Below are 14,558 nucleotides of genomic sequence, written 5' to 3' on the forward strand. Positions count from 1 at the left end.
TATAAACTTAATTAGTTAGCTAAGAATAAATCTCCTACCTTAACAACATCTCCAGCCCCAACTGTTAATAATACATCACCTTTAGATACGTGTGACTTCACATATTCAAAAGCTTCTTGATGAGAGTGAACATTAACACAATTAATGCCTTTTGCTCTTAATGCATCACCAAGCTCCATAGAGCTTACAAGCCCAGTATCCTTTTCTCTAGCTGCGTAAATATCCATTAAAACTAAAACATCAGTATCATCAAAACATTCGGTGAATTCTTTGAAAAGAGTTTTAGTTCTAGTGTAGGTATGAGGTTGGAATACACAGACAATATTATTATGAGCAGTATTTTTTGCTGTCCCTAGAGTTGCTTTTATTTCTGTAGGATGATGTGCATAATCATCAATTACAGAAACACTGTCTTTAGAACCTTTATGTTCAAAGCGCTTGTGAGCACCACTGAAGGTATTTAAGCCTGCCATTATAGAAGTATGAGGAATATTGAAAATTAATCCTACACATACAGCACTTAATGCATTTAATATATTATGTCTGCCAGGTGCATTTAAATCTAGGCTAAATAATTTAACCTCATCTTTATATACGTCAAAGCATGCAGCACCATTATCTTTGAAGTGTATATTTTTTGCTCTTACATCCCCAGCATCTATACCAAAACTTATAGTATTGCATTTTGCAGTTTCAAGTACTTTAAGAGTCCTGATATCTTCAGCGTTGCCTATAAGATATCCGTCTTCAGGTATTAACGCTGCAAATTTTTCAAATGCTGATTGTATGTGATTAATATCCTTATAATAGTCTAAATGATCAGCTTCAATATTTAATATTATGCCTACATAAGGGAAGAATCGTAGGAATGATTCTTTATATTCGCAAGCTTCTGTTACAAAATAATCACTATTACCAATTCTGTAATTTCCGTTAATGAGGTCTAAATCGCCTCCTACTAATATGGTAGGATCAAGATTTGCCTCTAGTGTTATATGAGAAATCATTGATGTACAGGTTGTTTTACCATGAGTACCAGAGATTGCTACATTATATTTGTGACCAAGCATGATTTGTCCCAAGAATTCAGCTCTGTCCATAGTTTGAATATTTCTATTTTTAGCTGCAACTAACTCAGGGTTATCTTTTGAAATTGCAGCGGTATATACTACTAAGTCTACATCTTTAATGTTCTCTTCATGGTGACCTATGTATATTTCAGCACCATTCTTTTTTAGTTTGTCTGTAGTTTCAGATTGCTTAGAATCACTGCCAGATACTTTATAACCTTTGTTTAAAAGCACTGCTGCCAAGCCGCTCATGCTAACTCCACCAATTCCAATGAAATGTACCTTTTTATGCTTATCTTTTATAAAATCAAATGACAAAATACCATCTCCTTTTAAGTGTCTATAAGATTTCGTTATATATTAATACATTATAATTATATACATTTTTTTATAAATGAACACAAAATAAAATATATTTTGAAAAATAATAATATGTATTAAACAAAATCTTTTATGCTTAAACTATGATTTTTAGATAAATCTATCACTTCATTATCTACACAGATTATAGGATATAATAAATTATCCATATTAATTTTAATTAACTCACCAATTCTATCATTACTAAGAATAATAGATTGCCCTTCATAGAATTTTGCTATATTCATTATTAAAATGTGACATATCAGTGGATCAAGTTTGTTTAAGGAACAATCTTTTATTGTAGCTAATGCATGTAAAGGGCTAGTCTTTTGTTTGTATGCATGATTAGAGGTTATAGCATCAAAGGTATCTGCCACAGCAATTATTCTGGCAAAGTTTGGGATTTTATCTTCTTTAAGATGCATAGGATAGCCTGTCCCATCTAATCTTTCGTGATGAAATAAGATTCCTTGTAATATAGCTGGATTTATAAAAGGTGTATTTTTTACAATTTCATATCCCTTTAATGCATGAGTTTCACAAAGCTTAAATTCACTTTTAGTTAAGGGTCCTTTCTTTTCTAGAATTGAAATAGGGATAGCAGTTTTGCCAATGTCATGAAGCATTGCTGAATGACAAATAAGGCTGACAGTTTTTTGATCAAGTTTCATCCATTGAGCTATAAGCATTGATAACAAAGCCACATTTGTGCTGTGAGTATAAAGATATTTTTTGAAATCCCTTGGAAGGTTTATGCACTTTACTATATTGTTTTTAGAATCTAAAAGGGAAATTATGTCGTTTGATATTGATCGTATTTGGTCAATTGATATGGATTGTTTTTCATTGGCAAATGTAAATGTTTCTTCTATACAAGATGAAATATCATTTAAAGAATTTTGCAAAGCTTCAAATCTCTTCTTCTCTTTATAGTGTGGAGAGCTGTTCTCAGGGCAGTATACATATATATCATATGCAGCGTAATTTAAATTTAATTTGTTTATTACAGCCATATCCATTAAGTAGTTTTTGGTTATTAAATTAGTGTTATTAATTACAAAATCTTGGGCTGTAACCATACCAGGTTTTAAATCAGATACAGAAATCTTTTTAAATGGTTTCATATAAATCAGTCCTTTTATACCATAATAATATATATTATACATTTAGTAGACAAATTAGAAAATAGTATAAACATATAAATTATTATATAATTTATATGTTTATACGTGCATATCTTTATTAATATTTTATTTGCATTGAGACTAATATTGCAAGAAATTTCTATATATGGACTTAAATACTGAAAGTTGTCATAATCTTAGCTATATTCAACCTTGATTAATGTTATATTATTTTATACAATATGAATAATAAATATAAAAAGCAATATTATAGTTCGTGATTTTATTTTAAGATAGGGTGAATTAATTATGGAGAAATTAAGTAGAAATAACAGAATAGTAATCATTACAAAGATGATAATAGAGAATCCAAATAAAGTAATAGGATTAAGTGTATTTTCGCAATTACTTAATGCTGCAAAATCTACTATTAGTGAAGATTTATTAATAGTAAGAGAGGTTCTCAAAAATCTGGATATGGGAAGAATAGAAACTATATCTGGCGCTTCAGGAGGAATTAGATATATTCCATCAGTAAGCAAGGATGAAGCAAAATTATTTGCAAGTAATTTATGTGAAAAGTTAAAAGATAGCAGCAGAATAGTTCCTGGAAATTACATCTACATGACAGATGTAATGTTTGATCCAAAGATAATATCAAAGGCAGGAAACATATTAGCATCAGCATTTATTGATAAAGATATAGATTATGTTGTTACAGTTGAAACTAAAGGAATTCCTTTAGCCTATGAAGTTGCAAAGAACTTGGGGGTTGAACTTATAACAGCAAGAAGAGATACAAAAATAACTGAAGGATCTACTGTAACAATAAATTATGTATCAGGAACATCAGGAAGAATTCAACAAATGTCACTTTCAAAAAAGACTTTAAAGACTAAAAGTAATTGCGTATTTATTGATGACTTTATGAAGGGTGGAGGAACAGCAAAAGGAATTATAGATTTACTTAGTGAGTTTGAATGTAACTTAGTTGGTATAGGTGTTCTTATAGATAATATAGGGACTGAGCGTAAGTTAGTAGATAATTATGTGTCTGTAGTAGAATTTTATGGCGTGGATGAAAATGGCGAGATAAAAATGAGCCCATCTAAAAAGTTTTCTTAATTGATTTACAGGCGAATTGAGATAATATTAACAAAAGAATAAATTTTTCAAAAATTTACGCAACTTAAAAGGAAATTAATAGAATGTGTAGAATATATATATAATTAAAGCAACTGGAGGTGTGTCGAATGCAAATTACGGATGTTAGAATTAGGAAGATTGCTTCAGAAGGAAAGATGAAAGCAATAGTTTCTGTAACTTTTGATAATGAGTTTGTTGTCCATGATATTAAGGTTATTGAAGGACAAAATGGACTATTTATCGCTATGCCAAGTAGAAAAACACCAGATGGAGAGTTTAAAGATATAGCTCATCCAATCAACACAGAAACAAGAGAAAAAATTCAACAATCTATTCTTGATGAGTATGAAAAAGCAAAGAATGAAGAAGAAAAAATAGAAGAATAAGTTACAAGAAAGATAGAAGGAAGAGAAGTCTTCCTTTTATTTTTTTTACATTATTACAAATAAAGGTATACTTGTGAAGTTTGATATATATTGTATACACAATTGAACTGTATTATTAGAATATTTTCTAGTTTTTTGATGTAACCCTTAACAAAACTTGAAATACTTTAATGGATAAAATATAATTATTGATAGAAATTAAAATAGGAGTGTTATGAGGATTTATTATATATAATATTTCTGAAAGTTATCACAAAGAGGTGCTAAGATGGATAAATGTGTTATAATATTGGCTGCAGGCCAAGGTACAAGAATAAAATCAAAATTTCCCAAGGTGACCCACAAGGTTTGTGGAAAAGAAATGATTAATCATGTTATTGACACTATGAAGAAGGCAAATTTAAACAATATAGATGTAGTTATAGGAAAAGGAGCAGAACTTGTTAAAGAATGTACAGCTTCTAGAAACGTAGAATATTCAATGCAACCAGAGCAGCTAGGAACTGGTCATGCTGTAAAATGTGCTAAGGATTTTTTACAAGGAAAGAAGGGAGTTGTAGCTATTTTTGCAGGGGATGCTCCTCTTATTACTGTGGAAACAGTACAAAAATTAATAGATACTCACATAAATGAATGCAATGTTGCAACAATATTATCTTCTTTAGTAGAGGATCCAACAGGATATGGCAGAATAGTTAGAAAAAATGGAGAAGTTGAAAAGATAGTTGAACAGAAGGATTGCAATGCAGAAGAAAAATTAATTAATGAAGTGAACTCAGCTATTTACTGTTTTGACATAGAAAATTTGTTAGTTGCATTAGGAAAGATTGGAAATAACAATGCCCAAGGAGAGTATTACTTAACAGACGTTATTGGAATATTTGAATCTGAAGGAAAAAAGGTAGGAGCTTTTGTAACTGATTTTGAAGAAACAGTAGGGATAAACTCAAGAGTTCAATTAGCAGATGCTGAGAAGATATTAAGAAGCAGAATAAATAAGCATCATATGACTAATGGTGTTACAATAATTAATCCTGAGAATACTTATATTGGAGCAGATGTTCAAATCGGACCAGATACAATAATCTACCCTGGATGTATTTTAGAAGGAACCACAACAATTGGAGAAGATTGTATAATATATGAGAATTGTAGAATAAATAACAGTGTAATTGGAGATAAAACATCAGTAGAGAGTTCTGTAATAATAGATAGTGAAGTTGGAACTGGAACAAGTGTTGGTCCATTTGCATATATAAGACCTGAATCTAAAGTTGGAGATAATGTTAAGATTGGGGATTTTGTTGAAGTTAAAAAATCCACTATAGGAAATGGAACAAAAGTTGCTCATTTAACATATATCGGAGATGCTTCAGTTGGAGAAAATTGTAACTTTGGATGTGGAACTGTAGTTGTAAATTATGATGGTAAGAAAAAACATAAAACTATAATAGGAAATAATTCATTTATTGGCTGCAATACTAATCTAGTATCTCCAGTAGAAGTAAAGGATAATACTTATATAGCAGCAGGTTCAACAATTACTAAGGAAGTTCCAGAAAATAGTCTTGCCATAGCAAGAGCAAAGCAAATCAATATAGAAAACTGGGTCTTAAGAAAAAAGTAAAACAAATAAAAATTTAAATATATTTTTAGGTTTTAAGCAACAATTTTAAGGAGGTCATAAAAGACATGATAACTAGTGGAAATAACATCAAGATTTTTACGGGAAGTTCGAACCCTAAGTTAGCTCAAGAAATAGCAGAAATATTAGGGGTAAAAGTAGGAGAAGCAAAGGTTTCTACATTTAGTGACGGAGAAATTTCTGTAGATATAAACGAAACAGTAAGAGGAGCAGACGTTTTTATAGTACAATCTACTAATTCTCCAGTGAACAATAATTTGATGGAATTACTAATAATGATAGATGCATTTAAAAGGGCATCAGCTGGAAGTATAACAGCAGTTATTCCTTACTATGGATATGCTAGACAGGATAGAAAAGTAAAATCAAGAGATCCAATAACAGCTAAACTAGTTGCAGATCTTATTACAGCTGCAGGAGCAGATAGAGTATTAACTATGGATTTACATGCAGCGCAAATACAAGGATACTTCAATATACCAGTAGATCACTTGTTAGGAACACCAATATTATCAAAGTATTTTATTGATATGGGCTTAGATGAAAGAGATGATGTAGTTGTTGTTTCTCCAGATCTTGGTAGCGTAACTAGAGCTAGAAAATTCGCTGATAGATTACATGCACCAATAGCAATAATCGATAAGAGAAGACCAAAAGCTAACGTTTCAGAAATAATGAACATAATTGGAGAAGTAGAAGGAAAGATATGTATACTTATTGATGATATGATAGATACAGCAGGTACAATTGCAAATGCAGCTAATGCACTTAAAGATTTAGGAGCAAAGAATGTTTATGCTTGCTGTACACATGGAGTATTATCAGGACCAGCTTTTGAGAGAATAAATGCTTCAGCTATAGAAGAATTAGTAATGTTAAATACTATAGCACTTCCAAAAAGAGATGACCTTCAAAAATTTAAATCAATATCAGTGGCAACTTTAATTGCTGATGCAATTAAGAGAATTCATGATGATGAACCATTAAGTAAATTATTCTTATAAGGTATCTGAAAATAAATAACAAGTCTAAATATCCGTCGCATATGGACTTATTTATTTTTTGAAGATGCCTAAGATAAACCTAAATAGCAAAAGTCAGGCGTGTTAAATTTAAAAACACGCCTGATTTTTGCTTAAAAGAATACATAGAGTAAATAAATTGTAACTTTTTTAAAAAATCGTATTATACATCTCAAAGATGTGGTAAATTATAAATTAGGATTGATAATTAAGGAGTGATAATATGGACGGTCAACTAGGAAAAATTCTTATAGTAGATGACGATGAAAACATATGTGAAGTTATTAAGATGTATTTAGAAAGCTCTAATTATGGAACTAAGGTTATAAATAATGGGAAAATGGTTCAAGAAGTTTTTGATGAATATAATCCAGATTTAGTTTTATTAGATATGATGTTGCCTGGAATGGACGGAATAGATGTATTAAAGTGGATAAGAAGAGGCAGTGAACTTCCAGTGATTATGTTAACAGCAAAAGGAGAAACTTTTGATAAGGTCTTAGCCTTAGAATTAGGTGCTGATGATTACATAGTAAAACCATTTGAGCCTAAAGAACTTATTGCTAGAGTTAAAGCTGTAATGAGAAGATACAATTCAGACTCTGCGGGGAAAGAAGTGCTGAACTTTACTGATTTAATTATAGATGTGAACTCTTATAATGTATTGTACAAGAATGCAGAAATAAAAATGCCACCTAAAGAATTTGAACTTCTTTACTATTTAGCAAGTAATAGAAATCGTGTATTTACTAGAGAACAATTACTTTGTGAAGTATGGGGATATGATTATCCAGGAGACTCAAGAACAGTAGATGTGCATGTTAAGAGGTTGAGAGAAAAGCTTCAAGGTGGAGATGGATGGCAATTAGAAACAGTTTGGGGAGTAGGATATAAGTTTGAGGTGAAATAAATGAATAAAGGTAGCTTGGTTTCAAAGCTATTATTAACTTTTACTGGGATAATAGGATGCAGTTTTATTGTAGTAGCTACTATATTATCTGTCTGGTTAAATGGATATTTTTTTGAACAGAAAAGAAACTTATTTGAAAGAGAAGGAAAGCAATTATTTAATTCATCAGTGAAGGTGCTAAATAATTCAACTAGTAATGACGAACTTAGAGGACAGTTTGATATAGCAGTAAGCGCTATTGATGGAGATATTGCACTATTAGATTCAAGTGGATATGTGTGTGCGGCAAACAGCACATACCCAAGAACAGCTTCTCGTGCATTATATGCATTTGTAGATCTTAAAAAAGCTGATTTGTTGCAAAGAGGAGTCGCTGTAGAAGAACAAAATTTTAGATATACCTCAAAGGATACACCACAATATGCATATGAGATGCCTGTTGTTGCAAATGGAGCATTTAAAGGGGTACTTATAATATCGACACCTTTGGAAAATATTAAAGATCCCCTTTTTAAAGTGTACGTAATTATATGGTTGACTGCTATAATTGCATTGATTTTTGCTAATATAGTTGTGTATTATTTTTCACAAAAAATTCTTATAAGTCCTCTTGAAAAGATAAATGTAGCAGCTAAAAAGTTGACTAAGGGTGATGTTCAGAATAGAGTAGATATGAATTCAGATGATGAAATAGGGGAGTTAGCGGAATCATTTAACATTATGGCAGATTCTCTAGAAAAGGTAGAGAAGAACAGGCGTGAATTTATCTCTAATGTTTCACATGAATTGAGATCTCCTATAACTTCTATGAAAGGATTTATTTCGGGTATATTGGATGGTGTTATCCCTAAAGACAAGGAAAATTATTATCTTAATATAGTAAATGATGAAATAATGAGATTAACAAGATTAGTAAATGATTTACTAGATTTATCAGTTATGGAATCAGGTAAATTTAATCTTAACAAAGTAGAATTAAATATAAATGAAGTTGTTAAGTTGTGTGTTATAAATTGTGAGCAAAAAATAAAGGATAAAAATCTTAATGTGGAAGTTGTTTTATCTGAACAGCATTTATATGTTTGGGGAGATAGAGATAGAATAATGCAAGTTGTAACTAATCTGCTTGATAATGCTATAAAGTATTGTTTGCAAAAGGGTAATATAAAGATTCATACAAAAATTAGAGGAGATAAAGCTTACATTAGCTTTTACAATGATGGACCGGCTATATCAAATGAGGAAATTAAGCATATTTGGGATAGATTTTATAAGTCTGACAAGTCTAGAACAAATAAGATAAGCACAGGTTTGGGACTCCCTATTGTAAGAAATATATTAACTCAACATGGTGAAGATATTTGGGTTGAAAACAAAACTCCTGAAAAGGGAGTAACTTTTACTTTTACTTTAAAAAGAGTCTAATATCAATCAAAAGCTCGGAGGAAATAGATGAAAAGGAGATTAACAGCACAATCAGATAGAACTATTAACCAGAGTGAGAATACTGGAGGAATAAAGTTTAAGCAATCTAATCATAGAAGGAAGGCTATATTGTTTGCAAAGGGATTTACTATAGTGATCATTTCCACTGTATTTGGTACTATAGCAGGTCTATATGTTGTAAATAAATATTATCCACAAACTGCTAAAGTTCAGTCTATATTTAAAGTTACGGAAAAAGGAAATTCATATGCTGTTAAGCAGGAGAACATGGATAAACTTGCAAAGTCTATTGTGAGTATAAGTAATAGTGAAAATGGATTTAAGCAGAATTTAACAATAAATACATCCGGAATAATTATTAGATCAAATGGATATATTATTTCAAGTTACAATGCGATTTCCAAGATAGACCCAATAGTTGTAAAAATACCTTCTCTTGGAGTTAATAGTTATTATAAAGGTAAACTTATAGGGTTTGATGATATAACAGATGTGGCAGTTATTAAAATTCCAAAAGAAAACTTAGAAACTCCTAATATTGGAACTATGTATTCTCTGAAGGTAGGGGATAATGTAATGAGTGTAGGCAATTCCACAGGAGACGATTATTTAGGGTTCGCTGTCACTGGTATGATAAATTCATTAAATAAAAAGATTGAATTAGAAGGTAAAAATGATACTGATAAGATTAGTTATAATGTCATCCAGACTAATGCTCCAATAAGCTCAGAGAATGTTGGTGGAGCATTAGTAGATGAATATGGTGAAGTAATAGGTTTAAATAGTAAGTATATTTCAGATATATATTCCAAACCACCATATAATTATGTTATATTAATAAATGAAGTTCAAGATGTGGCAAATTCACTTATTGACTATGGACGAGTAAAAAGAACTTCTTTAGGCTTTGATGGTGTGGAAATTGAAGATAAATATCGCAAGGGGATATATGTTCAAAATGTAGAATCAAATGGAGCTGCTAAAAAGGCTGGTATTTTGCCTTTAGACATAATTTTAAGCATTGATGGTAAAGAAATATCTACATTAGATGATATAACTAATTGTATGAAAAGTCATAAAGCTGGGGATAAGATAAAGTGTAAGATACTTAGAAGAAGTAAGAAGATAGAGGTTACAATAGTATTAGAAGAAGCTAAATAGAAAAGTAGCAACAAATTATTGCTACTTTTTCGTTGTTGCTGAAATAACTTGAAAATAATAATGAGTTTTAGGAGGAAATTATGAAACTAATCGTTGGGCTTGGAAATCCAGGTAAAGAGTATGATAATACTAGACATAATATTGGTTTTGCGGTAGTTGATTATATGGCTAAAAAATATAATGTAGAGATAAATAGAGTGAAATTTAAAGGCATTTATGGAGAAACAAATATAAATGGAGAAAAAGTAATCTTTCTAAAACCAACTACTTATATGAATTTAAGTGGTGAAAGTATAAATGACGTAATTAAATTTTATAAATTAGAAAAAGAGGATATAATAGTAATATATGATGATATAAGTTTACCTGTAGGAAAACTCAGGATAAGAGATAAAGGTAGTGCAGGCGGACATAATGGTATAAAAAGTATCATACAAAACTTGGGCGCTGATATTTTTCCAAGGGTTAAAGTTGGAGTGGGACAGCCAGACCATGATTTAATATCTCATGTTTTGGGGAAATTTTCCGATGAACAAGTGGAACTATTAAGCAAGGTCATACCAGCTGCTACAGAAGCTGTAGAAACAATAATAAAGTATGATGCTAAGGTTGCAATGAATAAATTTAATGGATTTAGTGCAGAGTAAAATTCATTTTTATGGAGGAGAGAATGTGAGGCTAGATGGAATTATGATTCCATTATTGGAATCAAAAGAATTTATGCAGATTCAATCTATGATCAAGGAAAGAAAGTTTCCTATAGGAATAAATGGATTATCTGAATCAGGCAAGAGTTATTTTGTTAGTGCGTTGTTTGGTAGTAGCGAAAAATCAATTGTAGTAGTAACTCATAGCGATTATGAGGCTAGAAATATATATGAAGATTTGTCCTTGTATATAAATGAAGTGTACTACTTTCCATCTAAAGAAGTAGTATTTTATAATATAGATGCAATTTCTGGTGATTTAAGATGGGCGAGGTTAAAAATTCTAAAGGAGATTATTGAAAGCAAAAGGAAGAAAATAATTGTTACATCTGTAGAAAACTTTTCTGCTAATTACACTCCTCTGGATTTGATAAAAGAGCATAGTTTTACTATTAAGGTTGGTGAAACTGTTGACTTTAATGAGATAACTACCAAGTTGGTTCAAGCTGGATATACTAGGATGGAAGTTGTTGATGGAAAAGGTCAATTTTCATTAAGAGGTGGAATATTAGATTTATATCCACCTACTGCTACAATACCGTATAGAATAGAATTGTTTGATGATGAGGTTGATTCAATAAGAACCTTTAATGTTGAATCCCAGAGAAGCATTGAAAAGGTAAGTTGTTGTGAGGTCTTTCCTGCTAAAGAAGTGGTTCTTAAGGAAGAAAACATTAATAGAGGAATTGAATTAATGACAGAGCAGCTTTCACAATTTGTAAGTGGAAGAGGTAAAGAAGAAAGAGATGTTGTAGATAGGATTACTTCTACAGTCAATGCAAACATAGAAAGTCTTAGAGAAACTTGGAATTTTGAAACTATTGAGAGTTATTTAACATTTTTCTTTGAGAAGCCTTCTAATTTTTTTGAGTTTACAAAAGACTTTTTATTTGTAATGGATGAAGTTGAAAGATGTAAAGGAAAAGTTGAAAGTGTTAATTTTGAGTTCCAAGAAAATTATTCGGCATTTCTATCAAGAGGCAATATATTACCAGAACAAGGAAACTTGTTACTTGGCTTAGATCAAATTAAGGAATATTTTAATGAGCAAAATATTGTTTCTATGAATACATTTACAGATAGAAATGATTTTATTAATCTTTTAGAGAGTATACCAATAAATCAAACAATTTCTCATGATTATCATGGTCAGTTAGATTTGTTAATTGATGATATACGGTTAAAAAAACAACAGGGTTATAGGATAATAATTTTGTCTGGTACAAGACCAAGAGGTGAACGTCTTGTAGAAACATTAAGGGATAGAGAGATAGAGAGTCGATACGCTGATACTATTTCTGATATACAATGTGGTGAAGTAGTTATTACCTTTGGTAACCAATTAAAAGGGTTTGAATATCCAGATCTTAAGTTATGTATAATTTCTGATAAAGAGGTTTTTGGAGAAGCAAAAAGAAAGTTATCACGTGGAAAGGCATCAAAAAGGAAAGGTGTAGCTAAGATTACTACTTTTGCTGAGTTAAAGCCTGGAGATTATGTTGTACATGCGAATAATGGTATTGGAGTTTATAAAGGAATAAAGCAGATAGAAACCAATGGAAATAAGCGTGACTATTTAGATATCGAATATGCAAAAGGTGATAAATTATATGTGCCTGTAGATCAATTAGATTTAGTGCAAAAGTACATTGGGGGGGAAGGTACACATCCAAAAGTAAATAAGTTAGGAACAGCAGAATGGCAAAAGGCCAAAGCTAAGGTTAAAAAATCAATAAATGAAATTGCTGAAGAATTGGTTAAACTTTATGCTATTAGAAATACAGTAAAGGGGCATAAGTTCTCAAAAGATACTGAGTGGCAGAAACAATTTGAGGATGAATTTCCCTATGAAGAAACTCCAGATCAATTAACTTCATTAGAAGAAATTAAAGAGGATATGGAATCTGATAAGCCTATGGATAGATTACTATGTGGTGATGTTGGATATGGAAAGACTGAAGTGGCAGTAAGAGGAGCATTTAAGGCAGTCATGGAGGGAAAACAGGTAGCATTTTTAGTGCCAACAACTATACTAGCAGATCAGCACTATAAAAATATGAAAAATAGATTTTCTGATTTTCCTGTAAAAATAGATATGATAAGTAGATTTAGGACTGCTAAAGAGCAAAAAGCTACCATACAAGCCGTCAAAGAAGGAAATGTTGATATATTAATAGGAACCCATAGAATGGTGTCAAAGGACATAGTATTTAAGGATTTAGGGTTACTAATAATAGATGAAGAGCAAAGGTTTGGTGTTGCACAAAAAGAAAAGATGAAAGAAATCAAAAAAAATGTAGATGTATTAACGTTAAGTGCTACTCCAATTCCAAGAACTTTGCATATGTCATTGACTGGTGTTAGAGATATTTCAGTTATAGAAACTCCTCCAGAAGAAAGATATCCTATTCAAACTTATGTTGTTGAACAAAATGATCAACTTATTAGAGATGCAATATTAAGAGAAATGAATAGGGATGGTCAGATATTTTTTGTATATAATAGAGTTGATGATATTCAGAGTATAGGCGATTATTTAACAAAACTAGTACCTGAATGCAGAATTGCTATAGTTCATGGACAAATGACTGAAAGACAGCTAGAAACAGAAATGATAGCATTTATGAATAGAGAGTATGATGTATTGCTATGTACAACCATAATTGAAACAGGTATTGATTTACCGAATGTAAATACAATGATTGTTTATAATGCAGATAAGATGGGACTTTCACAACTTTATCAGTTAAGAGGTAGAGTAGGAAGGTCTAATAAGATTGCATATGCTTATTTTGTATATAAGAAGGATAAGATTCTAACAGAAGTAGCAGAGAAGAGATTAAAAGCATTAAAAGATTTTACAGAATTAGGTTCAGGGTTCAAAATTGCTATGAGAGATTTAGAGATAAGAGGAGCAGGTAACATGATGGGCTCAGCTCAGCATGGTCATATGTCTGCCATAGGTTATGATTTATATTGTAGAATGTTAGAAGATACAATAAGGTTAGTAAAAGGGGAGATAGATTCTGAACCTATTGAAACATCTATAGAATTAAAAATAGATGCTTATATTCCATCAGAATTTATTGAAGATGAAATTCAGAAGATTACTATCTATAAAAAGATTGCAGCTATAGAAAATTCACAAGACTACCTAGAGATTAAGGAAGAGTTGGAAGATAGATTTTCAGACATACCTCAACCTGTGTTTAATTTAATGGATATAGCCTATATTAAGAGTAAGGCTAATATGCTAGGGATAGAAGAAGTAAAAGAGAAGCAGGATGAGGTGTTGTTTAGATTTTATGATGACAGCAAGGTGGATAAAAACAGTATTTTGATGTTAATGAATAAGTATAAACATCAAGTATATCTTTCAATTGAGAATAAATCTGTACTAGTGTATAGAGCTAAGGAAATAAAAAGGGAAGATATATTAGTTGTTTTTAAGGAAATGTTAGATTATGCTTTAGAGATAAGAAACAATGTTTAGAAAATTTTAAAAAATAAAAAATTGAAATTTATGTTTCTAATTGGTATACTTATTTAGAGTACTGAAATATACTAAAAATTTATGA

General features: G+C 30.7%; 11 protein-coding genes. 9 read left to right on the forward strand and 2 right to left on the reverse strand.

Annotation, left to right across the window (positions count from 1 at the left end; all coding sequences use genetic code 11):
• Positions 1 to 11 precede the first annotated feature (11 nt).
• Both murC and OCU47_RS20130 read right to left on the reverse strand, forming a co-directional pair.
• Entirely contained in the window at positions 12 to 1,388 is a 1,377-nt protein-coding gene (gene murC, locus OCU47_RS20125; RefSeq protein WP_261830359.1) for a UDP-N-acetylmuramate--L-alanine ligase, read from the reverse strand.
• Positions 1,389 to 1,507: 119 nt separating this feature from the next.
• Positions 1,508 to 2,557: an HD-GYP domain-containing protein gene (locus OCU47_RS20130; protein WP_261830360.1), complete on the reverse strand. Its 1,050-nt coding sequence runs from the start codon at positions 2,555 to 2,557 to the stop codon at positions 1,508 to 1,510.
• Positions 2,558 to 2,866: 309 nt separating this feature from the next.
• Here OCU47_RS20130 and purR point away from each other — a divergent pair, with 309 nt between their 5' ends.
• The 9 genes from purR to mfd all read left to right on the forward strand — a co-directional run bounded on the left by purR (position 2,867) and on the right by mfd (position 14,473).
• Positions 2,867 to 3,682, forward strand: coding sequence for a pur operon repressor (gene purR, locus OCU47_RS20135; protein WP_261830361.1), 816 nt, complete (start codon positions 2,867 to 2,869; stop codon positions 3,680 to 3,682).
• A 128-nt stretch (positions 3,683 to 3,810) separates the two neighbouring features.
• Positions 3,811 to 4,089 (forward strand): septation regulator SpoVG, encoded by a 279-nt coding sequence (gene spoVG / locus OCU47_RS20140; RefSeq protein ID WP_261830362.1) that lies wholly within the window; start codon positions 3,811 to 3,813, stop codon positions 4,087 to 4,089.
• Between the two features lie 268 nt (positions 4,090 to 4,357).
• Complete coding sequence (gene glmU, locus OCU47_RS20145) at positions 4,358 to 5,716, forward strand: bifunctional UDP-N-acetylglucosamine diphosphorylase/glucosamine-1-phosphate N-acetyltransferase GlmU (protein WP_261830363.1); 1,359 nt, start codon at positions 4,358 to 4,360, stop codon at positions 5,714 to 5,716.
• A gap of 65 nt (positions 5,717 to 5,781) precedes the next feature.
• Positions 5,782 to 6,738 carry a ribose-phosphate diphosphokinase gene (locus OCU47_RS20150; protein ID WP_261830364.1) on the forward strand — a complete coding sequence of 319 codons (957 nt, stop codon included), beginning with the start codon at positions 5,782 to 5,784 and terminating at the stop codon, positions 6,736 to 6,738.
• Positions 6,739 to 6,979: 241 nt separating this feature from the next.
• Positions 6,980 to 7,666 (forward strand): response regulator transcription factor, encoded by a 687-nt coding sequence (locus OCU47_RS20155; protein WP_261830365.1) that lies wholly within the window; start codon positions 6,980 to 6,982, stop codon positions 7,664 to 7,666.
• The gene (locus OCU47_RS20160; protein ID WP_261830366.1) at positions 7,667 to 9,091 is read left to right on the forward strand and encodes a sensor histidine kinase; all 1,425 of its coding nucleotides are present in this window, start codon (positions 7,667 to 7,669) and stop codon (positions 9,089 to 9,091) included.
• A 27-nt stretch (positions 9,092 to 9,118) separates the two neighbouring features.
• Positions 9,119 to 10,273 carry a S1C family serine protease gene (locus tag OCU47_RS20165; protein WP_261830367.1) on the forward strand — a complete coding sequence of 385 codons (1,155 nt, stop codon included), beginning with the start codon at positions 9,119 to 9,121 and terminating at the stop codon, positions 10,271 to 10,273.
• An 80-nt stretch (positions 10,274 to 10,353) separates the two neighbouring features.
• Positions 10,354 to 10,920, forward strand: a complete 567-nt coding sequence (gene pth, locus OCU47_RS20170; RefSeq protein WP_261830368.1) for an aminoacyl-tRNA hydrolase — start codon at positions 10,354 to 10,356, stop codon at positions 10,918 to 10,920.
• Positions 10,921 to 10,945: 25 nt separating this feature from the next.
• Positions 10,946 to 14,473, forward strand: coding sequence for a transcription-repair coupling factor (mfd, locus tag OCU47_RS20175; RefSeq protein ID WP_261830369.1), 3,528 nt, complete (start codon positions 10,946 to 10,948; stop codon positions 14,471 to 14,473).
• Positions 14,474 to 14,558 lie beyond the last annotated feature (85 nt).

Origin of the sequence: Clostridium sp. TW13 (assembly GCF_024345225.1) — a bacterium.
In the GTDB taxonomy this organism is placed as follows: Bacteria; Bacillota; Clostridia; order Clostridiales; family Clostridiaceae; genus Inconstantimicrobium; species Inconstantimicrobium mannanitabidum.